At 45.6% G+C, this 25,823-nt stretch carries 20 protein-coding genes; 12 read left to right on the top strand and 8 right to left on the bottom strand.

The annotated features are described in order from the left end of the window. Positions 1-51 precede the first annotated feature (51 nt). The 8 genes from smc to MMG82_RS13450 all read left to right on the top strand — a co-directional run bounded on the left by smc (position 52) and on the right by MMG82_RS13450 (position 9,973). Positions 52-3,480: a chromosome segregation protein SMC gene (smc, locus tag MMG82_RS13485; protein ID WP_047535208.1), complete on the top strand. Its 3,429-nt coding sequence runs from the start codon at positions 52-54 to the stop codon at positions 3,478-3,480. Positions 3,481-3,506: 26 nt separating this feature from the next. Continuing rightward, a complete protein-coding gene (gene zipA, locus MMG82_RS13480) occupies positions 3,507-4,547 on the top strand; it encodes a cell division protein ZipA (RefSeq protein WP_069455204.1) in 1,041 nt (346 codons plus the stop codon). 98 nt (positions 4,548-4,645) lie between these two features. Continuing rightward, on the top strand, positions 4,646-6,715 hold the full coding sequence (ligA, locus tag MMG82_RS13475) for an NAD-dependent DNA ligase LigA (RefSeq protein WP_069455203.1): 2,070 nt from the start codon (positions 4,646-4,648) through the stop codon (positions 6,713-6,715). 156 nt (positions 6,716-6,871) lie between these two features. Further along, positions 6,872-7,510: a pyridoxamine 5'-phosphate oxidase gene (pdxH, locus tag MMG82_RS13470; protein WP_055648129.1), complete on the top strand. Its 639-nt coding sequence runs from the start codon at positions 6,872-6,874 to the stop codon at positions 7,508-7,510. 18 nt (positions 7,511-7,528) lie between these two features. Continuing rightward, positions 7,529-7,984 (top strand): YaiI/YqxD family protein, encoded by a 456-nt coding sequence (locus tag MMG82_RS13465; RefSeq protein ID WP_055648128.1) that lies wholly within the window; start codon positions 7,529-7,531, stop codon positions 7,982-7,984. 148 nt (positions 7,985-8,132) lie between these two features. Then, positions 8,133-8,708, top strand: a complete 576-nt coding sequence (locus MMG82_RS13460) for a YceI family protein (protein WP_037419949.1) — start codon at positions 8,133-8,135, stop codon at positions 8,706-8,708. 171 nt (positions 8,709-8,879) lie between these two features. Beyond that, positions 8,880-9,236 (top strand): DUF3802 family protein, encoded by a 357-nt coding sequence (locus tag MMG82_RS13455; protein ID WP_037419846.1) that lies wholly within the window; start codon positions 8,880-8,882, stop codon positions 9,234-9,236. A 356-nt stretch (positions 9,237-9,592) separates the two neighbouring features. After that, a complete protein-coding gene (locus MMG82_RS13450) occupies positions 9,593-9,973 on the top strand; it encodes an STAS/SEC14 domain-containing protein (protein ID WP_241406966.1) in 381 nt (126 codons plus the stop codon). A gap of 67 nt (positions 9,974-10,040) precedes the next feature. On the opposite strand, the gene MMG82_RS13445 is transcribed toward MMG82_RS13450, so the two are convergent. From MMG82_RS13445 to nhaB, 3 genes are all read right to left on the bottom strand, one after another. Beyond that, complete coding sequence (locus MMG82_RS13445) at positions 10,041-12,659, bottom strand: cache domain-containing protein (RefSeq protein ID WP_241406965.1); 2,619 nt, start codon at positions 12,657-12,659, stop codon at positions 10,041-10,043. 156 nt (positions 12,660-12,815) lie between these two features. Continuing rightward, positions 12,816-13,343: a disulfide bond formation protein DsbB gene (dsbB, locus tag MMG82_RS13440; protein ID WP_055646943.1), complete on the bottom strand. Its 528-nt coding sequence runs from the start codon at positions 13,341-13,343 to the stop codon at positions 12,816-12,818. 95 nt (positions 13,344-13,438) lie between these two features. Further along, the gene (gene nhaB, locus MMG82_RS13435) at positions 13,439-15,040 is read right to left on the bottom strand and encodes a sodium/proton antiporter NhaB (protein ID WP_037426770.1); all 1,602 of its coding nucleotides are present in this window, start codon (positions 15,038-15,040) and stop codon (positions 13,439-13,441) included. Positions 15,041-15,342: 302 nt separating this feature from the next. Here nhaB and fadR point away from each other — a divergent pair, with 302 nt between their 5' ends. Further along, on the top strand, positions 15,343-16,068 hold the full coding sequence (gene fadR / locus MMG82_RS13430; RefSeq protein WP_037419862.1) for a fatty acid metabolism transcriptional regulator FadR: 726 nt from the start codon (positions 15,343-15,345) through the stop codon (positions 16,066-16,068). Positions 16,069-16,177: 109 nt separating this feature from the next. Here fadR and MMG82_RS13425 read toward each other — a convergent pair whose 3' ends face one another. The 4 genes from MMG82_RS13425 to sodB form a co-directional block, all read right to left on the bottom strand. Then, positions 16,178-17,704, bottom strand: coding sequence for a SpoVR family protein (locus MMG82_RS13425; protein WP_241406964.1), 1,527 nt, complete (start codon positions 17,702-17,704; stop codon positions 16,178-16,180). 9 nt (positions 17,705-17,713) lie between these two features. Next, entirely contained in the window at positions 17,714-18,982 is a 1,269-nt protein-coding gene (locus MMG82_RS13420; RefSeq protein WP_037419869.1) for a YeaH/YhbH family protein, read from the bottom strand. A 65-nt stretch (positions 18,983-19,047) separates the two neighbouring features. Next, positions 19,048-20,982: a PrkA family serine protein kinase gene (locus tag MMG82_RS13415; RefSeq protein WP_037419872.1), complete on the bottom strand. Its 1,935-nt coding sequence runs from the start codon at positions 20,980-20,982 to the stop codon at positions 19,048-19,050. Between the two features lie 251 nt (positions 20,983-21,233). Beyond that, positions 21,234-21,818, bottom strand: a complete 585-nt coding sequence (gene sodB / locus MMG82_RS13410; RefSeq protein ID WP_011622352.1) for a superoxide dismutase [Fe] — start codon at positions 21,816-21,818, stop codon at positions 21,234-21,236. A 227-nt stretch (positions 21,819-22,045) separates the two neighbouring features. On the opposite strand from sodB, the gene MMG82_RS13405 reads away from it, so the two are divergent. Beyond that, a complete protein-coding gene (locus MMG82_RS13405; protein WP_007649079.1) occupies positions 22,046-22,378 on the top strand; it encodes a Grx4 family monothiol glutaredoxin in 333 nt (110 codons plus the stop codon). A gap of 106 nt (positions 22,379-22,484) precedes the next feature. Here MMG82_RS13405 and MMG82_RS13400 read toward each other — a convergent pair whose 3' ends face one another. Beyond that, positions 22,485-23,723, bottom strand: a complete 1,239-nt coding sequence (locus MMG82_RS13400; protein ID WP_037426776.1) for a uracil-xanthine permease family protein — start codon at positions 23,721-23,723, stop codon at positions 22,485-22,487. Between the two features lie 215 nt (positions 23,724-23,938). Here MMG82_RS13400 and MMG82_RS13395 point away from each other — a divergent pair, with 215 nt between their 5' ends. Continuing rightward, on the top strand, positions 23,939-25,021 hold the full coding sequence (locus tag MMG82_RS13395) for a DUF2066 domain-containing protein (protein WP_047535234.1): 1,083 nt from the start codon (positions 23,939-23,941) through the stop codon (positions 25,019-25,021). A 76-nt stretch (positions 25,022-25,097) separates the two neighbouring features. After that, positions 25,098-25,808: a DnaA inactivator Hda gene (gene hda, locus MMG82_RS13390; RefSeq protein ID WP_047535237.1), complete on the top strand. Its 711-nt coding sequence runs from the start codon at positions 25,098-25,100 to the stop codon at positions 25,806-25,808. Positions 25,809-25,823: the final 15 nt, after the last annotated feature.

The raw sequence follows: 25,823 nt of genomic DNA, 5'->3' as shown, positions 1-25,823 counted from the left end.
ATCTGCCATCGCCCTGATGGCTTTTTAAACTGAGACGCGCTAACTGGCACTATGAGATTAAAACAAATAAAACTTGCCGGCTTTAAGTCGTTTGTCGATCCCACCAAAATTCCGTTTTTACAGGCATTAAGCGCCATTATTGGCCCAAATGGCTGCGGTAAATCGAACGTGATTGACGCTGTGCGCTGGGTGCTAGGCGAAAGCTCGGCCAAACATTTGCGCGGCGACTCCATGAGTGACGTGATTTTTAACGGCTCCAGCGCCCGTAAACCTGTGTCTGTGGCAGGCGTTGAACTGGTGTTTGAAAATAAAGAAGGCCGCCTTGCGGGCCAATACGCCAGTTATGAAGAAATCTCGGTAAAACGTCAGGTCAGCCGTGACGGCGAGTCTTGGTATTTTCTCAACGGCCAAAAGTGTCGCCGCAAAGACATCACCGATCTATTTATGGGCACCGGGCTTGGACCGCGCAGCTATGCCATTATCGAACAGGGCACGATTTCACGTTTAATCGAATCTAAACCCCAAGACTTACGTACTTTTATCGAAGAGGCGGCGGGGATTTCTCGCTATAAAGAACGGCGGCGTGAAACGGAAAATCGTATTCGTCACACCCGTGAAAACTTAGAGCGTTTAGGGGATATTCGCAGTGAGTTAGCCAAACAACTGGAAAAGCTCAGTCAGCAGGCAAAAGCCGCAACACAATATCGCGAGCTAAAGCAGGCTGAGCGTAAAACCCATGCTGAATTGCTGGTGATGCGCTACCAAGAGCTGCAAAGCCAGATGGCGAGTTTATCGGAGCAGATTAGCTCGCTCGAGCTGCAACAAGCGGCAGCGCAATCCTTAGCGCAAACGAGTGAGTTAGAAAGCACCGAGCTGCAAGTTACGCTTTCACAGTTAGCCGAGCAAGAGCAGCAGGCGGTCGAAGCCTATTATCTAACGGGTACTGAAATCGCAAAGCTTGAGCAACAGTTGCAGAGCCAAAAGCAGCGCGACGCCCAGCTACATACTCAGCTCGAGCAATTAAGCGAGCAAATCACCCAAAACCAAGCCAAATTAGCCGCTTACCAAGCCAGCTTTCAAGCGCTTGAGGCGGAGCTTAGCCAACTTGCGCCGCAACATGAATTGCAGCAAGAAATGCTCGATGAGCTTCAAGTCCAATGGGAGATGAGTGTTTCGCGCAGTGAGGCGCAGAGTGAAAGCGCCAGAGTGCTGGCGGCGGCAACCGCTCAGCATAAGCTGCAATTAGAATTACACCGCAGCAAACTGGCGCATCAGCAGCAATTAAATGCCCATAAAACCCAGTTACACCAAGAACAACAGCAAGAGTTAGCCTCACTCAATGAGCATGCCCTTGAAGATAACAGCGCATCACTCAATGACGAGATTACCCAGTTAGAGCAAGCATTAGCTGAACAAGTTGAAATTAATCAAGAGTTTGAATCCACTCTGGCTACCGATACTCACGCGTTAGATGTTGCGCGAGGTGAGTTTGAGCAGTTATCGCAGCGTTTAACTTCGATGCGGGCACGCTTCGAACTGGTTGAACAATGGCTGGCAAAACAAGAAGAGTTAAGTGATAAGCCGCAGCTGTGGCAAAGTATTCAAGTGGAAAATGGCTGGGAAGCCGCGGCAGAGCTGGCGCTGCAGGGATTAATGACGCTGCCCGTGGGCGTTGACGCCAATGAGATAGGGTTTTATGCCGATGCAGCCTTGGCGGCGGATGCGCATCTCGATGGTTCTCCCATCTTAGGGGCAAAATTGAACCTTGCCCCTTGGCTTAAGGGACTTAAATGGGCCGATAATCTGGCCAGCGCACAAGCACAAGTGGCGAGCTTGGCGGCCGATGAGCGAATAGTGACCGCTGATGGTTATCTGCTTGGCAAAGGTTTTTTGATTGCCAAACAAGACAATAGCCAATCGTTAGTGCAACTGAGTAAAGAACAAACTCAATTAAGCGAAGCGATTAATGAGTGTGAGCAGGCGCGGGTAATACAGCAGTCAAAGCTCGAGGCGTTGGCGCAGCAATTAACCCAAGTGCGTGACAGCTTAAGCCAAGGTATCAAACGCTTACACCAGTTACAGCTCGATAAAGCCACCAAATCTACGCAGCTTAATAACGCAGAGGCCCAGGCCAAGCAGCGCGAAGTTAAACGGGGACAACTAGCAGAAACCGTTGCGCAAACGCGCAATGAGTTAGCCGAGCTGGCTGAGCAGTTAATGCTGCTTTCGGAACAAGAGGATGAATTGGCGGAGGCGCTAGCGTTAAGCCTTGAGAAACAGCAACAACAAAGTCTTGAAGCCCAAGGGGATTTAGCCCGTCACCAAGCGCTAAAGGCACAAATTAGCGATGCCGAGCGCCGCTTAGCGAGTCTCAATGCCAGTCTACAATCGGTCACCACTCGGATGGCAGTGAGCACAGAACAAATTGAATTACAGCGGGTCCGTGTCAGTGAATTAGTCCACTCACAGGAAACACTGTCAGCCCAGCTTGCCAGTGTTGTCGCACAGCAGGGTGCTCAGCAAACGGCAAAGCTGAGTGAACAACTGGCGCAGCTACTCAATCAGCAACAGAGTCAGCAACAGGCACTTAAAACGCTCAGGGCACAACAAAGTTCGCTCACTGAAACGCTAAACAGTATAGGATTAAAGCAAAAACAAGAGCTTGGTAAGCTTGAGGGCTTGACTCAAAGCCTCAGCACGTTAAAGTTACGTCGTGAGGGATTAAAAGGGCAGGCTGACAGCCAGTTGGCAGCCCTGGCGGAACAGCAAATTGTGCTTGCTCAGGTGATTGATTCGCTGCCTAGCGATGGTCAGCCAAATAAGTGGCAGCGTGATTTGGATCAGATCCGCCAAAAAATTATCCGTTTAGGTGCGATAAACCTCGCGGCGATCGAAGAATTTGAGCAACAAAGTGAGCGAAAATCCTATTTGGATCATCAAGATGAAGATCTCAATAAAGGGCTTGCAACACTAGAAGAAGCCATTCGTAAAATCGATAAGGAGACCCGCACCCGTTTTAAAGCCACATTTGATGCTGTCAACGAGGATTTAGGGCGATTGTTCCCCAAGGTGTTTGGTGGCGGGCGTGCTTACCTTGCGCTAACGGAAGATGATTTATTAGAAACGGGCGTGACCATCATGGCCCAGCCGCCAGGTAAGAAGAACAGCACAATCCATCTTCTTTCCGGTGGTGAAAAAGCCCTAACGGCTTTATCATTGGTATTCGCGATTTTCAGGTTGAATCCAGCTCCCTTCTGTATGTTAGACGAAGTGGATGCGCCCTTAGACGATGCCAACGTAGAACGTTTCTGCCGATTATTGAAGGAGATGTCGCAGAGCGTACAGTTTATCTATATCAGCCATAACAAAATTACGATGGAGATGGCTGATCAACTTATCGGTGTGACTATGCATGAGCCGGGTGTATCCCGTATAGTCGCAGTAGATTTAGAGCAAGCGGTGGCGATGGCCGACGCGTGATAACTAGAAGAAAGACAGGGTAACCAATGGAAGATTTGCAACTAGTTTTGTTCGTTTTAGGCGCCATAGCCATAGTTGCTGTGCTGGTGCATGGATTTTGGTCTATCAGAAGACAACAGCCTAAGTCATTGAAAGATAGTCCGATGGGCAATTTCTATAAAAAGCAGGCAGAGCGTGGCGAGGCTGCCCCCAAGCGTATCGATGCCGATGGTTTCGACGCCGATGGTATTGGCGCCGTCAGAGTTCGTAAAGCGAATGAAGCTCATACCCCAGAGGCACCTGCGTTTAACCCTTATTTAAAGCAAGAAGCCAAAGTACAACCGCAACCAGTGGAACCCGTTCAAGTTGAACCTAAACCACTGTTTAAGCAAGAACCAAGCATGGCGCAGCCCGACTTTAATTTGCAATCACCGAGTGTGAAAGAGCAACACCGCGGCCCTAAAGCATCGCGCCAAGAGCCAGTATTGCAAAGCCATACAGCGCATTTAAATCAAGCTCACGTTGGCCAATCCCATGCGGCGATAGTGGCGCAAAAGGCGGCTGAAGAGCAACGTGCCCAAGTGCAAATGCCCACCCAAACCGCGTTGTTTGATGATGAAGAGGCGTATCAAGAAGAGCAACCTCAAGCCGTTGAACAGGCCAATGATGATTTAGGTGAACCACGTGATGTATTAGTGCTGCACGTTGTGGCGAAAGAAGGTCAGCAACTTAATGGTGCAGAATTATTACCTTGCTTCTTAACCCTTAACTTTAAATATGGCGATATGAATATTTTCCATCGTCATGTGGATAATGCTGGTAATGGTAAGGTGTTGTTCTCCATTGCTAATATGGTAAAACCTGGTGTTTTTGACCCAGACAATATGGAGCAATTCAGCACCCAAGGCGTGGTATTCTTTATGACTTTACCTTGCTACGGTGATGCGCTAATGAATTTCTCTATCATGCTTAACTCGGCGCGCCAATTGGCGGATGATATCGATGCGGTTGTACTTGATGGTCAGCGCCAACCTTGGGGCGAGTTTACTAAGCAAGATTATTTACACCGCATTCGCGCAAACGCTTAATGCACCGCCGCGAGACCGCGGTGATGGACAGATAGGGCCGCTAAATGCGGCCTCATTTTTTGCAATTTTTTGATGCTTAAGAATTCTGGATAATGAATATGCAAGACATTCAACTCGATAAACGCCTATCTGAACTGCTTTCACAAGCTGTTACGTCGGAAAATGCGCAGCCATTGATGCAGGCGCTCTGCCAATCTCTGAATGAACACAATATTCGTTATTATGTCGATGATGCGCCAAGCATTACTGACTCAGAATACGACAGGTTAATGCAGCAGTTGAAACAGCTTGAGGCCGAGTATCCTCAGTTTGTTGCTGCCGACTCGCCCACCCAAAGAGTGGGTGGTATGGCGCTGGCAAAGTTTGAACAAATTACTCATCTTAAACCCATGTTAAGTCTTGATAATGCCTTCGATGAGGCGGACTTTAGCGCGTTTCATAAGCGTGTTAGCGACAGAGTTGGCCAAGTGAGTTTTTGCTGTGAGCCTAAGCTCGATGGTCTAGCGGTAAGTATTTTGTATCGCAATGGGGTGCTTGAGCGCGCCGCGACCCGTGGCGATGGTACCGTGGGTGAGGATATTACTGAAAACGTTAAAACCATTAAGTCGATTCCGCTCAAACTGCGCGGTGGCAACTATCCTGAAGTGGTCGAAGTGCGCGGCGAAGCCTTTATGCCCAAGGCAGCGTTTGAGGCGCTAAATGAGCGTGCACGCTTAAAGGATGAAAAACTGTTTGTGAATCCGCGTAATGCGGCAGCGGGCAGCTTACGTCAGCTCGACAGTAAAATTACCGCGTCACGGGCGCTGTCTTTTTATGCCTACGCCTTAGGTGTGGTGGAGCCGACTTCCCACGAGTTAGCTAAGACGCATTACGAGCAATTGCAGCAACTTAAATCTTGGGGGCTGCCAGTCAGTAGCGAGATTAAAGTCTGCGACGAACTCAGCCAAGTGTTTGCCTACTATCAAGATATATTGACTCGCCGCAGCGATTTACCCTTTGAAATCGATGGTGTGGTAATGAAGGTGAACGATATCGCACAGCAGCAAACCTTAGGGTTTGTGGCCAAATCTCCCCGCTGGGCAATTGCCTATAAATTCCCCGCGCAAGAAGAAATGACGCTGCTCGAAGGCGTAGATTTTCAAGTGGGCCGCACCGGCGCGGTGACTCCAGTCGCACGCCTAAAACCTGTGTTTGTCGGCGGCGTGACGGTTTCGAACGCCACTTTGCACAATGCCGATGAAATCGAGCGTTTAGGTGTGATGATGGGCGACACCGTGATTATCCGCCGCGCCGGCGATGTGATCCCGCAAATTGTGGCCATAGTGCCAGAGCGTCGCCCTGAAGATGCTAAGGCGATTGCCTTCCCGCAACATTGTCCCGTTTGCGGCAGTTTGGTTGAGCGATTAGAAGGTGAGGCCGTTGCCCGTTGTAGCGGCGGTTTATTCTGTGAGGCCCAGCGTAAAGAGGCGATCAAACATTTTGCCTCCCGTAAGGCATTAGATATCGACGGCATGGGCGATAAAATTGTTGAGCAGTTGATTGATAAGGAGTTGGTTCAAAGCCCGGCGGACTTATTTAAACTCACCGCCTCTATGATGACCATGCTCGACCGAATGGGAATGAAGTCGGCCACCAATCTTGCGCTGGCGATTGAAGCGGCTAAAACCACGACTTTGCCTCGTTTCCTCTATGCCTTAGGCATTCGAGAGGTGGGGGAGGCCACAGCGGCGAACCTTGCGACTCACTTTGGTAGTCTAGAGGCACTGCGCGTAGCTACCATTGAGCAACTCATTCAAGTTGAAGATATTGGTGAAGTGGTTGCCCAGCACGTAGCGCATTTCTTTGCTCAGCCCCATAACCTAGAGGTGATCGATGCTTTGATTGCGGCTGGTGTCAACTGGCCTGCGATTGCAGCGCCAAGTGCCGATGAACAACCATTGAAGGGGCAGACTTGGGTGTTAACGGGTACCTTAAATCAACTCAACCGTAACGATGCTAAGGCGCAGTTACAGGCCTTAGGCGCCAAAGTCGCGGGCAGTGTGTCGAAAAATACCGATTGCTTAGTGGCGGGTGAAGCTGCAGGCTCCAAGCTTGCCAAAGCGCAGGAGCTAGGCGTGAAGGTGATTGGCGAAGACGAATTGCTCGCGCTGCTCGCTGCCAATACCTAAGTTTGATTTGATGAGTAAAACGCCTTGCTTAGCAAGGCGTTTTTGTTGAGGGTTCATCTTGATTGGGCGCGGTTTTCTGGCGGAGCCATGATAAACTTGATCTATCAGCGGATTGCACCGATAGCAATCATTGTGCGCTTATAAAAAGGAAAACCTATGACAGATCTCAGTGATATTCGCCGTGAATACACCAAAGGTGGCTTAAGACGCGCCGATTTACCCCAAAACCCGATGCAGTTATTTGAATTGTGGATGACACAAGCCAGAGATGCGCAGCTGAGTGATCCTACCGCGATGTGTGTTGCCACAGTGGATGAACATGGCCAACCTTTTCAACGAATTGTACTGTTAAAGCGTTTTGATGAAACAGGTTTTGTGTTCTTCACTAACTTGGGCAGTCGCAAGGCACAGCAGATTGCGGCCAATAATAAAGTGAGTCTACATTTTCCTTGGCATCCGATTGAACGCCAAGTGTCGATTCTCGGTGAGGCGCAGCCGCTTTCTACCGCCGAAGTGCTGAAATACTTTATGACCCGCCCCAAGGATAGCCAGATTGCCGCTTGGGTTTCGCAGCAGTCGAGCAAACTGAGTGCCAGACAAGTGCTCGAAGGTAAGTTCTTTGAAATGAAAGCGAAATTTGCTAAGGGCGATGTACCATTGCCGAGCTTTTGGGGCGGTTACTTAGTTAAGCCGTCAAGTATTGAGTTTTGGCAAGGTGGAGAGCATCGCTTGCATGACCGCTTTCTCTACACTCGCCAAGCGGATGAATGGATGATTGACCGTTTAGCACCCTAATGGCTTTAGGAGCTTAATGTGGAACAGTATAAGATTTGGGTGGATGCCGATGCTTGCCCAAACCCAATTAAAGAGATTTTATTTCGCGCAGCTGAGCGAAAGGCGCTGCCGCTAGTGCTGGTGGCGAACCAAATGCTACGGGTGCCACCGTCACCGTATATCAGTCAAGTGCGTGTTGGCTCAGGCTTTGATGTGGCGGATCAATACATTGTCGACCATGTTGAGGCCACACATTTAGTCATCACTGCCGATATCCCGTTGGCGGCGCAAGTGATCGAAAAGGGCGCGCTGGCGCTCAACCCCCGCGGTGAACTCTACACCACTGACAATATTCGCCAAAAGCTTACGATGCGTGATTTTATGGAAGATTTACGTTCATCGGGTGTACATACAGGTGGACCTGATACTTTGTCTGCGGCCGATAAGCAGGCTTTTGCCAATAGTTTAGACAAATGGCTTGTGCGGGTAAAATGATAGTTCACTGGTCGCTAATCAATAAAAAGAGTATCTTTAGTGAAGCTTAGGTGATCTTTGTCACGGTTTGCTAAGTGCTGAGCAGCTTTGTACTTCATAACAAGGAGCTGCTGCTGGGTCTTACAACTCACAATTGAGGATGGATACGATGAATAAATGGATAGGAATCGCGGCATTATCGACGTTGATCAGCTTCAGCTCCGTTGCCCAATGGCAAGTGATTGAGCAGGATTCTAGGGTCAGTTTCGTGTCGGTAAAAAAGGGGGATATTGCTGAGGTTCATCATTTTAAGCAGCTAAAAGGTACTCTGAAGGATACTGGCCAATTTGAGCTAACAATTCCGCTGATAAGCGTAGCAACGGGTATTGATGTGCGTGATGAGCGTATGCAGCACTTATTGTTTGAAGTGTCATTGTATCCTGAACTTAACTTGAGTGCCCAAGTCGATAGTCAAATGCTCAAAGCGCTTGCAGTGGATGAGTCAAAGGTTGTTGACATCGAGGGCAAAATTGCCCTGCATGGAAAACAGCAAACAAAAACTTTTTCGGTAATTTTGACCAAAGTATCTGATAATAAACTGATGGTTAGTAGTTTTCAGCCGATAATTATCAATGCCAATGAATTTGGCTTGGTTGCAGGGGTTGATAAGTTGCGTGATATTGCAGGTTTATCTAGTATTAGCCAAGCCGTTCCGGTGTCGTTTGTACTAACCTTAACTCAGTAACAACAATAAGATTGGTTTAGATCAATACGTCAGCTGTTGTATTTAAGATAAGGTTATGAGGTGGCTGACGTATAATGCTCATACTGACCACTTAATGGGTGGATGTTGAGGCTTTTTAGATGTTAACAGTGTCCTTAATGGCGCTCGATTTAGTTGTTTTAAGGGTTAAAAATGGTCACAGATAAAGACGGTTACATGCATTTAATCCAGTATTTGACTGAGCATCTTGGCTTGTTCGAAACGCCTGATACCCAAAATGTGTCCGACGATACTGTGATGGAATTGTTTGAGGAACAATTATCCGCGCAGATTATTATGGTCTGTGGTCAAAATCCGTCACTCTCCTTTAGTGAGCGTAATACCATTATCCGTGAGGTCGATGCCATTGTGTATGATCTCGAGGAAATTCTCGCCTCTGTAGCCAATCATAGGGCAACACCTGAGCAAACGCTGTTTATCACTGAATTTTCAGGACTCATCAAAAATTTATTCGATCAAGAGATCGCAAAATTTCAATCCCATGCTTAATGTTTGAGTCTAGTCATCGGGTTACTCCCATTGCTTGTCGTTAGCTCTTGGGAATTGGAGTCGTGTTTTAATCCCGTTCCTTGCCTTCAGCAATTGCATATTGGTTTTTCCATCATGGCTTGTCTCTTCACACTGGATTGATTGCCGTTGTTAGTAACAACCCTTTGTGCTCATTTTTCTGTTTTCTGTCGATATTCGCACAAAAGCCTATGTGGTTAGGGGAGATAAGCTATCACTCTGCTTATTTTGCTTTCCGAGTCGTAGAAAAATCACCAGTTGTTTAAGCATCTTTGCTTACAGGGTATATCTTTACTCTATAACGATATTTTTGGGTGATATACGAAGGGAGATGCATGATGTTAACCATATGTCCTAGCTATGCCGATGATTTATTAACCATTGCTGTTTCCGGTCAGGTAACGCATCAGGATATTGAAACCATTTTGTTTCCGGCCATTGAAGCCAAGTTATTGGATCATGCTTGTATTCGTTTATGGTATGAATTTAGTGCTGATTTTATGGGTATTACAGTTGGAGCACTTTGGGACGATGCTTTACTCAGTGTGTTCCATTTCAGTGATTTCGCGCGGGTAGTGATGATTGCGGACACGCAAATGCTTGGGACTATGGTCAATACGTTAGCTTTTATGTTGCCTTGTCCGGTTAAAGTCTTTGGCGAAAATGAGCGTGTACTGGCTAAGGAATGGCTAGACGACGCCAAAGTGATTGCACTGTAACAGAGAGTAACTGCTCGGATTGTTGATGCTTAATTTGTAAAGCATAGAGCAGGGCGGCAAAGAGCTGTTACACCGTAGCCAACGGCCAATGGCACTCGATTTGAGTGCCTAGATTGAGTTCGCTGTTCACGATTAGCTCGCCATTTAACTCATATTTTATCCACAAATTGAGGCAGGATAGCGTTCCTGTGCATTGTCTTTGAAGTATGTCATGCCTGAGTTGCTCAAGATGAGCTGTCGAGATCCCCACACCATTATCCTGTAGCAGTATATGTAATTCATTACCTCGTTTATCGAGTTGCAACAGTATTTCGCGATGTTGATGATGCTCTTTAAATGCGTGTTGTAGAGTGTTATTAAGCAATCGATAGAAAAACTGCAAATACTGCCAAGCATTACCATCGATAATTAATAGTTCATCGCAGTTAAGATTTACTTTCACCTGTGCTTTGAGTAATTGTGGCTGTAATAGGCTGAGCAAATGTTGGAGAAACTGTGCTAAATGGAGCGGGCGTATTTCACTATGTTGATCAGTAAATAGCTGCGATATTTGTCTTAATCTTACGGCCTGTTGACTCATGAGATGCACCGCTTTAGCAGACTGGTCGATATATTCATCTTGACGAATCTGACATACTTGAGCGAGGAGGCGATCCTGCTCTTGCATCATTTGATTAATCACTTCGGCGAGGAAGTGCTGCATGAGTTTTAGACTTTGCTGTTTATTGAGGTTGAGTTGGATTTGCTGTGTAATTTCATGATTGAGCTCACCTATCTGCTCCCTCATTAAGGCGAGTTCTTGCTGGGCTAACTGAGTTAGATGTTGCTGTTCCTTCATTTGTTGCTGTTGTTGTTCTAGCAGTTTTTCTTGTGCTTTCTCTTGGCGCTTTTTGAGATCCACATTAAAGCCAATTGCACCAACGCCAATAGAATTATCTTCATCATCTCGGATATCAAACTTAGTCATCTGGTAAATAATTTCACCACGGGGAGTTGGTATTGGCTCTTCAAAATGCAGAGCATCGTGGCGATGGTTTACCCGTTGATCGTTCTGTTGGTAGAGTTGAGCGAGAGGAGCTGGGAAGAGTTCAAAATCCATGGCACCGATAATTTTTCGCCGTTCGATACCGAGTACTTCACAATATTTATGATTGACCAAGGTATATCTACCATTTAAGTCTTTGATATAAATGATGGTAGATGCAAAGTCTAATAAAGATCTTAATTGTTCCTTATGTCGATTCAATTCCTGTTGAACATGTTGTTGACTAAGTAACTGTTGTTCCAGTGCGAGATTGCTGGCATCTAAACTCGCCATAGCGATTTCAAGCTGTTGAGTACGCGATAAAAAAGTCTTTGCGAGTAATCCGACTTCGTCATGGCGCTCTTTGGCTTTGAGTTCGATGGAGGCAGAGTCATTGCGTTTAAGCGCTCTGACCATTTCCATTATAGGAGCCATGATTAGCCTATGTTGCAGTATGAACAAGGATATAAGGCCTAGCATTTGGATTGCGACTAAAGAAAGCCCCACCTTTTCAATCAGTTTTTTAGCGGTGTCTTGTAACGGCGCGACTGGTGTGACGACTAAAATTTTCCAATAAGTATGGGGCATGAGAAAAACAGAAACGAGTGAAGGCGCCTTTAGGACAGGATCCATTGTCAATGCGATTGAAGCGATACGTCGGGGGGTTGTGAAATGGTTTTTCGCGTTGTCATTCACAATTGCAGAGAGCATTTCTCGCTCATTATCGCTGCTTAATCGAGTGAGATTATCCATTTGCTCTTGAGTAAAAACGCGCTCAGCAATTGCTTGGTCGATAAAACTGCGATCTGCCAACTGAAGCGCTGATGCTATAGGAGTAAAAGCGTGCTCTACTTTAGCTAACGCATCAAAGCTCATTAAATGGTGTGTCGTATCAGACTGAGATTGGCGTGTATTATCACGATTAGGAAAAGCCAGTATTTGATTTTGATGGTCAATAGCCACGACATAGCCACTGACATCCAACATGGCATTGCGTAACAGCTGGTTGAGTTTTTCTAGACTAATATCCGTGGTAGCTGCTCCGATAAATTGATGATCTACCCACATGGCGCTTGATGCGGTAACCATAGGTTCATGGGTTGTGGGATCGACATAGGATTTAGACCAAAAGACTTTACCTGCGGGGAAAAAACGGGTTGGTCGATACCATTCTTCAGTATGATAACTTGGGAAGTTATCAGTGTTATAGCTGTCTATCGCTACCAACTCACCGCGAATATTGTGCGCCCAAAACAAGCTGTCACGGAACTTTTGCTGATTAAATGCGCCTGGCTCAGGCCAAATACCGCCACCAGAGATGATGTCTTTTTGACTTTCTATCGAAAGTAAAACGGGAATACTTTTACTGAGCTGTTCAGGTTCATGGCGGTAGAGCATGGCGATTTGACTAATCGCATTCACTTGATTTTCGACTTGTGAGGTTATCTCCTGCAGTTTTGCAATAATTATTTGACCGTGATTCTGATTAAGCAACGTCTGTTGCTCACTGATTTGTTGGGTCTGGATATTAAGGATGACCCAAGCAGTACTGAAAATCAGTATGCTGGCGATGATGAGTTGGAGCAAGCTGAGCTTAAACGGCAGGCTTTTTTGCCATTGGGTTAACGAGGCTTGTGGCGCAAAGATAGGCCGTTTATCCATGTTATACGGGGTCCAAATGCCGCGATCATTGAGCCAGTTTAGCTTTTTTTGATCTAATTGCCATTGGCTTAAATCAAAGTTAAGTCATAACACTAACTAAAGTTATAAATGGAGAGGCATAAAAATAAGGCAGACCTTAAGTCTGCCTTTTGAAACTTATTTATAGAGTGACGGTTTATCTGAGCCGCTGAGAATTGGCACAATAAACAGTAATAACATCACTAGATAACCACTAAAGGCAACGACCATCCATTCGGCCATTGTCACTCCCATAAATTGCCATGGCACATCGGTACACATACCCGTCGGCATCATGATGGCAGGAAACCATTCATGCAGTGGCATCCAGGCTGGAAATTCGGGTAAAAACGAGCAGGTAGAAAACGGTGAGGGATTGTTTTGCATATCCACTAAGGCTAATGCTAGCTTTAGGCCCCATGTTGCGCTTATTGCCCAACCCAGTGCTCCCAAAATTCGAACGATACGGTACTTTGGCACCGTCATTCCCACAAGTCCTGCAGCCAAAATACCGAATACAGCGAGTCTTTGGTAGATACACATCACACAGGGATCTAATTTCATCACGTATTGAAAATATAAAGCGGCCGCTTCAAGGACAATCGCAGAGCCTGTCAGAATAAACCAAGATGCACGGGAATGGGCAAAGCGAGTGAATGCTGTCAAAAGTGAACTCCGTATCAACAAAAAACGCCCTTGAAGATAGGGCGTTTGTTTGACTGTACTGAACTCATAAAGTTCAGTCAACTCTGATATTTATGTTAGTGAGCTGCCGCAGGCGCTAAGGCTTCCTTAACACTGTGGTGCAAAATTGCATGGGAATCATAGAAATACTGCGTCATTTGCTCTAAGAAACCCATTTCAATCGCCATTACACCCACAACCGATAGGACGATCGTGTAAGGCAATGCCATCCATACCATTCTGCCGTAGGACAAGCGGATGAGTGGTGCAAGTGCTGATGTCAGTAAGAACAGGAATGCAGCTTGACCATTGGGTGTTGCAACTGAAGGCAAGTTAGTTCCAGTGTTAATCGCCACAGCCAACAGGTCAAATTGATCGCGGGTAATTTGACCATTAATCAAAGCCGCTTTGACTTCGTTAATGTAGACCGTCCCCACAAACACGTTATCACTGACCATAGAGAGTAAACCGTTAGCAATATAGAAAATCACTAATTGGGTATTGCCTTCGTGGTTCAGCGCCCATTGGATCACGGGAGCAAATAGTTGTTGATCAATAATCACTGCGACCACGGCAAAGAATACCGCTAACAGCGCCGTAAAGGGGAGAGCTTCTTCGAAGGCTTTTCCTAGGGCATGTTCATCGGTAATACCGTTAAACGCAGTGGCTAAAATAATCACGGATAAACCAATCAAGCCGACAGAGGCTAAATGTAACGCAAGACCTGCAATCAACCAAACCCCAATAATGGCTTGAACAATAAGCTTCATTTTATCTTTATTGGTACGACGTGCATCTTCATAGGCTGCATAGTCACAGAGGATTTTATGAACAGCATCAGGTAATTGCGCACCGTATCCAAAGATACGGAATTTTTCGACTAAGTAGCAGGTTAAGATACCAGCAATCAGGACCGGCACGGTAACTGGTGACATACGAATTGCAAACTCACCGAACTGCCAGTTAGCTTGGGCGGCAATAATTAAGTTTTGAGGTTCGCCAACCATAGTACACACGCCACCTAATGCGGTACCAACGCCTGCGTGCATCAATAGGTTACGTAAGAAGCCACGGAAAGACTCCAGCTCAGCTTCGTTGAGTTGGGCATCACCTTCCTCGTTTTTATCTTCTGAGGTATGGTCATGATCGGCAGAGAAATCTTTACCCGAGGCAACTTTGTGGTAAATAGAGTAAAAGCCAACTGCAACGGTAATAATTACTGCAATAACGGTTAAAGCATCTAAAAAGGCGGATAGGAATGCTGAAGCTAAACAAAACATTAAAGACACTAAGATTTTAGATCGGACTTTGGTGATCATCTTAGTAAACACGAATAGCAGCAGTTGCTTCATGAAGTAAATGCCAGCCACCATGAACACTAGCAATAATAACACTTCAAGGTTAGCTTCAATTTCGTGTAGCACTTGACTGGCTGAAGTCATGCCAATTGCAACCGCTTCGATGGCTAACAAACCGCCGGGTTGTAATGGATAGCATTTTAACGCCATTGCCAGGGTGAAAATAAATTCAAGCACTAATACCCAACCAGCCACAAAGGGACTGACATAGAAAAAGAGTATTGGATTGATTATTAAAAACGACAGTATTGCGATCTTGTACCACTTAGGTGAGTTACCTAAGAAGTTTCCAATAAACGCCTGACTCATTGTCATCGGCATGGCATCCTCTCTTCTAATTATGTTTTAAATTTCACAAGTTATTGTTAGTGACATATGTTTTAGGATTCAGTCTAGCCTAAAGAGAATGCTAATGTAACGAGTTACTCAAACCCAGATTTCAAAAAGCGGAGCTAATCGGCAAAATTGGTACAATTGCTATTGATTTGTGTCGATTTATTAAACATTTTTGTGACAATTGTACGCTGATGAAGCGGGGAGTTTCAGTCAATGGTTTCCATTTTTTACCGCTCTGGTATGATCAGTGACCATTATTAAAGCACAACAACTGGATAAGTGGGCTGATGATTATCAATGCCAAAGGACCTGCAAGTTTTGCAGAGAAGTATATTGTAAGATCGATTTGGGAAAATAAGTTTCCTCCAGGGTCCATTTTACCGGCTGAACGTGAGCTTTCTGAATTGATCGGCGTGACCCGGACGACGTTGCGTGAGGTGTTACAGCGTTTAGCGCGTGATGGTTGGTTGAAAATTCAACATGGCAAGCCGACTCGTGTCAATAATTTTTGGGAAACTTCGGGTCTGAATATTCTCGAGACGATTGCAGATCTCAACCCTGAGGGCTTCCCTGTACTAGTGGACCAATTACTCTCTGCTCGTACCAATGTGAGTGCAATTTATTTCCGTGGCGCACTGCGCAACAGCCCTGATACTGCGATGGAAGTATTGGCTAAAATCCATCAGTTAGAGGATACCGCTGAATCCTTTGCCGAGTATGATTATCTGTTGCATCATACGTTAGCGTTCTCATCGGGTAATCCGCTTTATGTATTAATCTTGAATGGCTTTAAGGGACTATACAGTCGAGTTGGGCGTTACTATTTTAGTAGTCCAGAGGCTCGTCAGTTGGCACTTAATTTTTATAAAGAGTTAGAACTGTTAGCGAAAGCGAAAAACTATCTCGATGTGCCTGCATTAATGCGTACCTATGGGATCAATAGTGGCAAAATGTGGCTGCAATTGCGTGATGATATGCCGTCTTCAATTGCTCAACAGGATTCGCATTCGTAGCTGACACTGAGCATTCACTATCTGGGTGCTTGTTAACATCAGGCCAAATAAAATATGAAAGCCGTTTTCGCTAAAACGGCTTTTTTGTATGTTGTCTTACCACGGATTATCAGTCCGTTTTGGGCTGCTCAGGGCATGTAGCTAATAATGTAATACTATTATCAGCGTTGGCTTGTTCAAGGCTAACACTAAAACCCCAAAGACGGTGCAGATGCTTGAGCACTTCTTTGTAGCTATTAGCAAGCGGGATATCTTTGTTGGGAACGTACCTTAGCGTAAGGGATCTGTCGCCGTTTATTTCAACATTATGCACTTGAATATTGGGTTCAATATTAGACAAATTGTACTGCTGCGATAATAAATTACGAATATCTTGATAGCCCTGTTCATCGTGGATGGCGGATACGGATAAATAGTTACGTTTTTCATCATCATGGATGCCAAACAGTTTGAATTGACGGATCACTCTTGGTGACAGGTATTGGCTGATAAAACTCTCATCCTTAAAGTTCTGCATCGCAAAGTGTAGGGTTTCGAGCCAATCACTCCCCGCAATATCCGGAAACCAGGCTTTGTCTTCATCAGTCGGAGCCTCACAGATGCGCCGAATATCGGTAAACATCGCAAACCCTAGGGCATAGGGATTGATTCCGCTGTAGTATCGGCTGTTATATTCAGGCTGCGCTACGACGCCCGTATGGCTTTGCAAAAACTCCATCATAAAGCGGTCAGTGACAACACCATCATCGTATAAATGATTCAAAATGGTGTAGTGCCAAAAGGTTGCCCACCCCTCATTCATGACTTGTGTTTGTTTTTGCGGATAAAAATACTGCGCCATTTTGCGTACGATCCGAATAATTTCCCGTTGCCAAGGCTCCAGTAGCGGCGCATTTTTTTCGATAAAGTACAGAATATTCTCCTGCGGTTCTGCAGGGAATCGACGTTTTGTGGTTGAAGGTTGCTGTTGTTGATAGGTAGGAATGGTTCGCCACAGATCGTTTACTTGACTTTGTAGATAGGCTTCGCGGTCTTTTTGCCTCGCTTGTTCTTCCCTAAAAGAGATTTCAGCAGGACGTTTATATCTATCAACGCCATAGTTCATTAAGGCGTGGCAGGAGTCAATCACGCTTTCAACTTGCTCGACACCGTATTTTTGCTCGCAATCGCTGATATAGTTTTTAGCGAACACCAAATAGTCGATAATCGAACTCGCATCGGTCCAGGTTTTAAATAGGTAATTGTTTTTAAAAAAACTATTATGTCCAAAACAGGCGTGCGCCATCACTAATGCTTGCATTGTAATGGTGTTTTCTTCCATGAGATAGGCGATGCAAGGGTTGGAGTTGATCACGATTTCATAGGCGAGCCCCATTTGCCCACGTTTGTAGCCTTGTTCAGTCTCAATAAAGCGTTTGCCGAAAGACCAATGGGTATAGCCTATGGGCATCCCAATACCGGCATAGGCATCCATCATCTGCTCTGCGGTGATGATTTCGATTTGATTCGGATAGGCGTTTAATTTGTAAATTGCTGCCACCCGTTCAATTTCCTTTAAATAACTTTGTAGCAGCTCAAAGCTCCAGTCTGGACCATCGCTTAAGGCTGTACGTGTTTTTGCTTCTTTAATCCCCATAGAGCCCCCTTAAACCGCCTGTTTTTTAAATAATTCTCTAAAGACAGGGTAGATATCTTCGGCTTGACGAATATGTTGTACCGCTATGTTGTCGTAGTGTTGTTTTAGGGATTCGTATTCACGCCACAGGGTTTGATGGGCACGATTGGTGATTTCGATGTAGCTGTAATAGCGCACCAGTGGCAATATTTTTTGTTCTAACCATTGCCTACAGGTTGGTGAATCGTCGGCCCAATTGTCGCCGTCGGATGCTTGCGCGGCGTAAATATTCCACTCATTGGCAGGGTAACGCGCCTGTTGAATTTCGTGCATTAATTTCAAGGCGCTCGACACTATGGTGCCGCCAGTTTCCTGGGAATAGAAGAATTCATGTTCGTCTACTTCCTTCGCTTGGGTATGGTGACGGATATAGACCACCTCGAGGTTTTTGTAGGTACGAGTGAGGAACAAGTACAGCAAGATATAGAAACGTTTCGCCATATCTTTTGTCGCTTGATCCATCGAGCCCGACACATCCATTAAGCAGAACATGACCGCTTGGCTTGAGGGCACCTCGCGCCTTGCAAAGTTGTTGAAGCGTAAGTCAAAGGTATCGATAAACGGCACTTTAGCAATCTTCTGCTTTAACTCCTCAATTTGTGCTTTTAAATCCAAAATCAGCTCAGCTTTTGTTCCAGGTATATTTTCAAGCTCTGCCAGTTCCTGTTCCAACTCTTTGAGCAATTTCTTTTTACTCGCCGACATGGCGATACGGCGCGCCAAGGATGAACGCAGTGAGCGCACAATATTGATATTGGCAGGCACCCCATCATTGGTGAATCCCGCACGGTAGATTTGATACTCAACGAGCTTGTTGAGACGGTTTTTTTGTAGATTCGGTAGCTCTAAATCTTCAAATAACAACTCAAGGTATTCATCCTTTGAGATTTCAAATGCAAAGTCATCATTACCTTCACCTGAATCGGAGGCATCACCTTTACCCGCTCCGCCGCCAGCACCTCCCGGTGGTCTGTCAATTTTATCGCCACGGGTGAATTGGTCATTCCCTGGGTGAACTCTGTCTCTTACGCCTCCTTTACCTTGATGGAACATAGGTTCACTGATATCCCGTGTGGGAATACTGATTTTTTCACCTTTATCTACATCCGTTACACTGCGACGCGTGACGGCATCGCTGACGGCTTTTTTGATTTGTTGCTTATATCGGTTGATAAAGCGTTGGCGGTTGACTGTGCTTTTTCCTTTCGCATTCAACCGTCTATCGATAAAGTTCGCCATATGCACCTCCCAAACCCCAGCGAAGGCTTTGGCAACACCAAAGCCTCGTTTTTAGTGAGCGCAAGTTAAGAGGATTTACGAACCCGTAAATACCACTCAGACAGGAGTCTGACTTGTTTTTTGGTATAGCCTTTCTCCATCATTCGATTGACAAAATCATCGTGTTTACGTTGATCGTCAGTCGAGGTTTTGGCGTTAAAGGAAATAACTGGCAGTAAGTCCTCTGTATTCGAGAACATTTTCTTCTCGATCACAGTGCGTAGTTTTTCATAGCTGGTCCACAGTGGGTTATGGCCCTCATGACTTGCGCGAGCGCGCAGGACAAAGTTGACAATTTCGTTACGGAAATCTTTTGGATTACTGATGCCCGCAGGTTTTTCGATTTTTTCAAGTTCGGCATTCAGTGCGGCGCGGTCAAACAACTGGCCCGTTTCTGGATCCCGATATTCTTGATCCTGAATCCAAAAATCGGCATAGGTGACATAACGGTCGAAGATATTTTGGCCGTATTCAGAGTAGGACTCTAAATAGGCGGTTTGGATTTCTTTACCGATAAATTCGACATATTTAGGAATTAAATAGCCTTTTAAAAACTCCAGATAACGTTCGGCGGTATCGCTAGGGAATTGCTCCTGCTCAATTTGCCGTTCAAGCACATAGAATAAATGCACTGGATTAGCGGCAATTTCGGAATGGTCAAAGTTAAATACCCGTGACAGGATCTTAAAGGCAAAACGGGTAGAAAGACCGTTCATTCCCTCATCGACGCCTGCATAATCGCGATATTCTTGGTAGGATTTTGCTTTAGGATCAGTATCTTTTAAGCTCTCACCATCATAAACTCGCATTTTCGAGTAGATAGAAGAGTTTTCTGGGACTTTGAGCCTTGATAGTACGCTAAATTGCGCTAGGGTTTCTATGGTTCCGGGGGCGCAAGGTGCTTGAGATAGCTCAGAATTTTGTATGAGCTTTTTGTAAATCTGCAGTTCTTCTGATACCCGTAGACAATAGGGCACTTTGACAATATAAACCCTGTCGAGGAAGGCTTCGTTGTTCTTGTTATTTTTAAAGGTTGACCATTCTGACTCGTTAGAGTGTGCCAAAATAATCCCGCTATAGGGCAGGGCAGACAAGCCTTCCGTGCCGTTATAGTTACCTTCTTGCGTCGCGGTCAGCAGTGGATGTAGCACCTTAATTGGCGCCTTAAACATTTCCACAAACTCCATTATCCCTTGGTTAGCGCGACATAATGCGCCGGAGTAGGCATAGGCATCGGCATCATCTTGGGAGTAATGTTCCAGTTGACGAATATCAACCTTACCCACCAAAGAGGAAATATCTTGGTTGTTCTCATCCCCAGGCTCAGTTTTGGCAATCGCCAATTGATCGAGAATAGAGGGATAGACTTTGACCACGCGGAATTTAGAAATATCGCCGCCAAACTCGTGCAGACGTTTCACCGCCCAAGGTGACATGATGGTTTTGAGATAACGGCTGGGAATATTGAATTCATCCCGCAATAGTTGACCATCTTCGTCCACATCGAAGAGACAGAAGGGATGATCATTCACGGGGCTTCTTACCCCATTAGCGCTCAGAATATAAATGGGCACTTTTTGCATCAATGATTTAAGTTTTTCGGCCAGTGATGACTTACCGCCACCGACAGGGCCGAGTAAGTATAAAATTTGCTTAGATTCTTCTAAGCCTTGGGCTGAGTGTTTTAGGTAGGCAACGATTTGCTCAATCGCATCTTCCATACCGTAAAAGTCTTTAAATGCGGGATAGCGTGAGATGAGACGATTCGAAAAGATACGGCTTAGGGTTGGATTTTTAGCCGTATCGATAATTTCAGCATCACCGATGGCGAGCAGTAATCGCTCAGATGCTGACATATAAGCACTGCGATCTTCTTTACAGATATCCAGAAATTCCTGCAAAGTGTATTCTTCATCGAGTTTTTGTTCGTAGCGCTTTTGGTAATGCTCGAAAATGCCCATATAAACCCCCTGAAACGCCAGTGATGTTATGGAAGGGATAACTGATTTTTCAGCTTCCTACACTAATCTTAGACACAAACTTGCTTGCTGTGTCAAAAAAATATCAAATAAAAACAATAACAAATGATTGCAATTGCAATTATTGCACTTGTAGTTATCAGGTGAAGTTTAACGGGAAGTCGAAGATGAATGATTTTTGAGGTAATAAAAAAGAGCCACTTGGGCTCTTTTTAAGGATCGCTGAGAGACGATTAACCCGCGAAGTTTTGGTTCACGAAGTCCCAGTTAACTAATTGCCAGAAGTGGGCCAAGTAGTCAGGACGTACGTTGCGGTAATCGATGTAGTAAGCGTGTTCCCACACGTCAACAGTCAGGATTGGTGTCACAGTGCTGTCAGTCAGAGGAGTTGCAGCATTGCTAGTGTTGACGATAGCAACAGTGCCATCGGCTTTTTTCACTAACCAAGTCCAAGCGCTACCAAAGTTGTTTACCGCAGAATCGGTAAATTGTGCTTTGAATGCATCGAATGAGCCGAAAGCCGCGTTGATGGCATCAGCCACAGGACCTGTTGGCTCACCGCCAGCGTTAGGCGCTAAGCAGTTCCAGTAGAAAGTGTGGTTCCAAACTTGAGCTGCGTTGTTAAATACGCCACCAGTAGAAGTTTTGATGATTTCTTCTAAAGATTTGCCTGCGAAATCGGTTCCTTCGATTAAACCGTTTAGCTTAACAACGTAGGTGTTGTGATGCTTGCCGTAGTGGTATTCAATGGTTTCTTGAGAAATGTGTGGTTCTAGTGCGTTCTTTGCATATGGTAATGCGGGTAATTCGAAAGCCATTAGTATCTCTCCATGGTCTTAGGTTATCGTTTTTTAAACGTGCTCACTGGACACTATTGTACCGATAAAATTTGTGATGTGAATCATTGTTTGGCTAATTGATTAGATAGGAGTCATCGAAAAACTAATTGCAGGCCATAACCTTACAAACTGTGGGATTTTGTTCTGTGCTTAGCTGTCGTACAATAGCCAGCATTGAGTCAATGTCATCATACTTAGGAATTAAAATGGAAACAGTAGAGAAAATTAAACAGCAGATCGCTGAAAACCCAATCATTGTATACATGAAGGGTTCTCCTAAATTACCTAGCTGTGGTTTTTCATCTCAGGTAGCCCAAATCATGATTAACTGCGGCGAGCAGTTTGCGTTTGTGGATATTCTCCAGCACCCAGATATTCGTGCTGAATTACCTAAGTATGCAAACTGGCCAACCTTCCCACAACTGTGGATTGAAGGCGAGCTGATTGGTGGCTGTGATATCGTGGTTGATATGTACCAAAAAGGCGAATTACAGCCATTAATCAAAGCGACTGCAGAAAAGTACAAAACCGCAGAGTAATTACTCGTAACAGAGCGATGAAGAATAACAAAAAGCCGCTAAGTGAATAACTTAGCGGCTTTTTTATTGCGATATTCCTACTGAGTGAGGAATTGAAGGGCAACACTTAGTGTGATGCCGCATCTCGATCGTGGTGTTTGCTCGCAGGTAATAGCAGATTCATGGTAATGGCGACAATCCCGCAAAGACTAATGCCTGTAAGGCTAAATGAACCAATACCAAAGGCCATACCGCCAATACCGAAGACTAAGGTGACACCGACAATGCTTAAGTTACGCGGCTCGGATAAGTCCACGTGATTACGGATTAAGGTATTTAATCCTACAGCGGCAATTGAACCAAATAACAAACACATAATGCCGCCCATAACTGGAACGGGGATAGTTTGCATCAGTGCCCCTAATTTACCTACAAACGCCAAGGTAATGGCAGTGATGGCTGTCCATGTCATGATCCTTGGGTCGAAGTTACGGGTTAAGGTGACTGCACCTGTGACTTCTGAGTAGGTGGTGTTTGGTGGACCACCGAAGGCCGCTGCGGCGATTGTTGCTACGCCGTCACCAGTTAAGGTGCGGTGCAGGCCAGGTTTTTTCATAAAATCCTTACCTGTGACATTGGAAATAGCCAAGATGTCACCGATATGTTCAACCGCAGGAGCAATGGCAACAGGGATCATAAACGCAATGGCATGCCAGTTAAATTCGGGGGCGACAAATTTTGGAATGGCGATCCAACTTGCAGCAGTGACTACCGCAAAATCGACGATACCAAATGCTAGACTCAGGCTGTAGCCAACGATAATGCCTGCAAGAATGGGCATCACCTTGAGTAACCCTTTAGCAAAAATCGCTACGGCAATGGTGGTACAAAGGGATACCAGCGAAATGATTAATGCCGTATTGGTTGCGACTAAGGTTAGACTGCCGTCGCCACTTTTGCCCAGCGCCATATTCACGGCAACAGGCGCTAAGCCCAGGCCAATGATAATGATGACGGGTCCTACAACTACAGGCGGTAACAGCCGATGAATAAAGTCAGTGCCGCGTACTTTAACTAAGGCGCCTAGGCATACATAGACCGCGCCTGCGGCCATGATACCGCCCATGGTTGATGGGATCCCCCAAGTTTGTACCCCGTAAAGGATCGGGGCGATAAAAGCGAAGGAGGAAGCCAGAAAAATAGGCACTTGGCGTTTAGTGATTAATTGAAATAGTAGGGTACCAATACCTGCGGTAAAGAGTGCAACACTGGTGTCGAGCCCAGTTAACAGTGGCATCAGTACTAGGGCGCCAAATGCGACAAACAGCATTTGTGCGCCCTGCAATGGAATAGCAAGTCGTCTCATTTATTATTCTCGTAAATTTAGGGTAAACCGCGAGATGATAACAGTTTGTTGCAATATGATCTTTATTAAATGATGTATTTGCGGGTGGCGATCACTGTTTTATGGCTTGTCAGAGTAGCGATCCTTATTCAGATTATCGAATAAGGCTAAGACTCGCTAAAGGCGCGAACTATGGTACAATTTGCACTATCTGATGTTACTTCAACTACCCAAAGATGCTGAAATTTCTATTAAAGCCAAGCTTAGTCGCGTTTTTATACTGCCTGTTTACCGTTAATAGCCTGCAAGCTGTTGAAGTGAGTAAATTAGATGAGGCCGATGTACCGGTCACTTCCCGTGCGGTTCCAGAGCGTAATAGCGCGCTGAAAACCGCTTTAGAAAAAGTGATCATTAAAAACACGGGGACGGCCCGTTCTTTGGACAATAGCGTGATCCAATCGCAGTTAGCCAATCCTGATGCCTTGCTAAGTCAATTTGGTTATGTTGAACAAAATGGTCAATTGCTGCTGAAAGCAAATTTCGAGCATAGACGGATTGTGTCCTTGTTGCGTCAAGCACAACTCCCTGTATGGGGCACCCAGCGTCCATTGACCCTGTTTTGGGTGGCGATGCCCAGTGAAGGTGACACCATTCTATTAAGTGATTCTTCCACATCGATCGAGCGTCAGTCGTTTAGCTCTTTCTCTGATGAACGTGGGATACCTGTGCTATTGCCGATCCTCGATCTTGATGAACTCATGGGGATTAACCCGAACGATGTCAAAGGCATGTTTGCAGATATCGTGGCCAGTGTCTCTGGACGTTATCAAGCTGATTTCTTAGCGCTTGTTGCCATTGAGCCAGCAGGGAACCAGGTGCGTTATCGCTTAAATCTGTATTCTAAAACTACGATTGATTCACTAACGCCACCATTATTTAGTTTTAATGGCAGTGCCGAAAATAGTGCGCAGGCGATCACAGCGATGATGGCTGCTCTAGGGGATTACTATTTTACTAAGTATGCTATTGCGGATTCTGGAGAGCAGGTTGGCGCCAGTGTGACCTTTGTGAACATTGATAAAATGGCACAAGTTGCCGAGGTAGAAAAGTATTTAAAACAACTGAGTGCGGTTAAGAATGCGACTTTGTCGCGCATTCAAGGTAACACTGTGACTTTTTCGTTAGATCTATTTGGCTCACAGACAGACTTTGAGCGTTTATTAAGTTTAGAGCCGAGAATTTCGGTGGTCGCTCCTGGAGAGTTTTCCGCCAGTGCGAGCCCTGCGGGTAAAACTGTCTATCAATGGCGGTTACCTTAAACTTCCCTCGTAGAGGCTGGGAAATACTCTACCCAGTCGCGTGGGGTTGATAATTTATTGATATTGAGACGTACGAGTGCCATTAAACTCACCGCTACAACTTTCATTGCCGGTTTATCTGCCAGACGATGAAACTTTTAATAGTTATTATCCTGCAGCGGGTAATGATGAACTTATTCAAAAGCTGCGCGCTAATGCTGAGGGGCATGGTGAAGCGGCTATCTATGTTTGGGGACCCGTAAAATCGGGACGTACTCACTTAATGCATGCCGCCTGTGCCCATGCGAATGAGCTCGACCGCCGCAGCTTTTATCTGCCACTTGGGATCCATGCGAGTATTTCGACGGCGCTATTAGAAGGTTTGGAACAACTTGATTTGATTTGCATTGATGATGTGGACGACATCGCAGGCCACCCAGTTTGGGAAGAGGCGATTTTTGATCTGTATAATCGTGTTGCTGAAAATAAACATTGCGCGCTGGTGGTGAGTGGTCGGTCTTCGCCTGCGGATGCAGGGTTTTTATTACCCGATTTAGTCTCAAGAATGCAGTGGGGACTCAATTATCAACTCCAGCCTATGGCTGATGATGAAAAACTCGCAGCATTGCAACGCCGTGCTGCCATGCGTGGGCTGCAATTACCTGAAGACGTTGGACGTTTTTTGCTCAACCGAATGGCAAGAGACCTTCGTACTCTGTTTGATGTGTTAGATAAACTTGATAAAGCATCTTTAGTGCATCAGCGCAAACTCACCATTCCTTTTGCAAAAGAAATGCTGCACCTCTGAGCCGATACCGTATTA

This window comes from Shewanella sp. MM_2022_3 (genome assembly GCF_022557375.1).
Taxonomy (GTDB): Bacteria; Pseudomonadota; Gammaproteobacteria; order Enterobacterales; family Shewanellaceae; genus Shewanella; species Shewanella xiamenensis.
The sequence above is the reverse complement of the archived record's forward strand: the minus strand, read 5'-3'. Positions and strand labels throughout refer to the sequence as shown.

Excerpts from the sequence above, each read along its gene's own strand:
- smc (WP_047535208.1), top strand. The coding sequence starts at position 52 with ATGAGATTAAAACAAATAAAACTTGCCGGCTTTAAGTCGTTTGTCGAT.
- zipA (WP_069455204.1), top strand. The coding sequence starts at position 3,507 with ATGGAAGATTTGCAACTAGTTTTGTTCGTTTTAGGCGCCATAGCCATA.
- ligA (WP_069455203.1), top strand. The coding sequence starts at position 4,646 with ATGCAAGACATTCAACTCGATAAACGCCTATCTGAACTGCTTTCACAA.
- pdxH (WP_055648129.1), top strand. The coding sequence starts at position 6,872 with ATGACAGATCTCAGTGATATTCGCCGTGAATACACCAAAGGTGGCTTA.
- MMG82_RS13460 (WP_037419949.1), top strand. The coding sequence starts at position 8,133 with ATGAATAAATGGATAGGAATCGCGGCATTATCGACGTTGATCAGCTTC.
- MMG82_RS13455 (WP_037419846.1), top strand. The coding sequence starts at position 8,880 with ATGGTCACAGATAAAGACGGTTACATGCATTTAATCCAGTATTTGACT.
- MMG82_RS13450 (WP_241406966.1), top strand. The coding sequence starts at position 9,593 with ATGTTAACCATATGTCCTAGCTATGCCGATGATTTATTAACCATTGCT.
- MMG82_RS13445 (WP_241406965.1), bottom strand. The coding sequence starts at position 12,659 with ATGGATAAACGGCCTATCTTTGCGCCACAAGCCTCGTTAACCCAATGG.
- nhaB (WP_037426770.1), bottom strand. The coding sequence starts at position 15,040 with ATGCCGATGACAATGAGTCAGGCGTTTATTGGAAACTTCTTAGGTAAC.
- fadR (WP_037419862.1), top strand. The coding sequence starts at position 15,343 with ATGATTATCAATGCCAAAGGACCTGCAAGTTTTGCAGAGAAGTATATT.
- MMG82_RS13425 (WP_241406964.1), bottom strand. The coding sequence starts at position 17,704 with ATGGGGATTAAAGAAGCAAAAACACGTACAGCCTTAAGCGATGGTCCA.
- MMG82_RS13420 (WP_037419869.1), bottom strand. The coding sequence starts at position 18,982 with ATGGCGAACTTTATCGATAGACGGTTGAATGCGAAAGGAAAAAGCACA.
- MMG82_RS13415 (WP_037419872.1), bottom strand. The coding sequence starts at position 20,982 with ATGGGCATTTTCGAGCATTACCAAAAGCGCTACGAACAAAAACTCGAT.
- sodB (WP_011622352.1), bottom strand. The coding sequence starts at position 21,818 with ATGGCTTTCGAATTACCCGCATTACCATATGCAAAGAACGCACTAGAA.
- MMG82_RS13405 (WP_007649079.1), top strand. The coding sequence starts at position 22,046 with ATGGAAACAGTAGAGAAAATTAAACAGCAGATCGCTGAAAACCCAATC.
- MMG82_RS13400 (WP_037426776.1), bottom strand. The coding sequence starts at position 23,723 with ATGAGACGACTTGCTATTCCATTGCAGGGCGCACAAATGCTGTTTGTC.
- MMG82_RS13395 (WP_047535234.1), top strand. The coding sequence starts at position 23,939 with ATGCTGAAATTTCTATTAAAGCCAAGCTTAGTCGCGTTTTTATACTGC.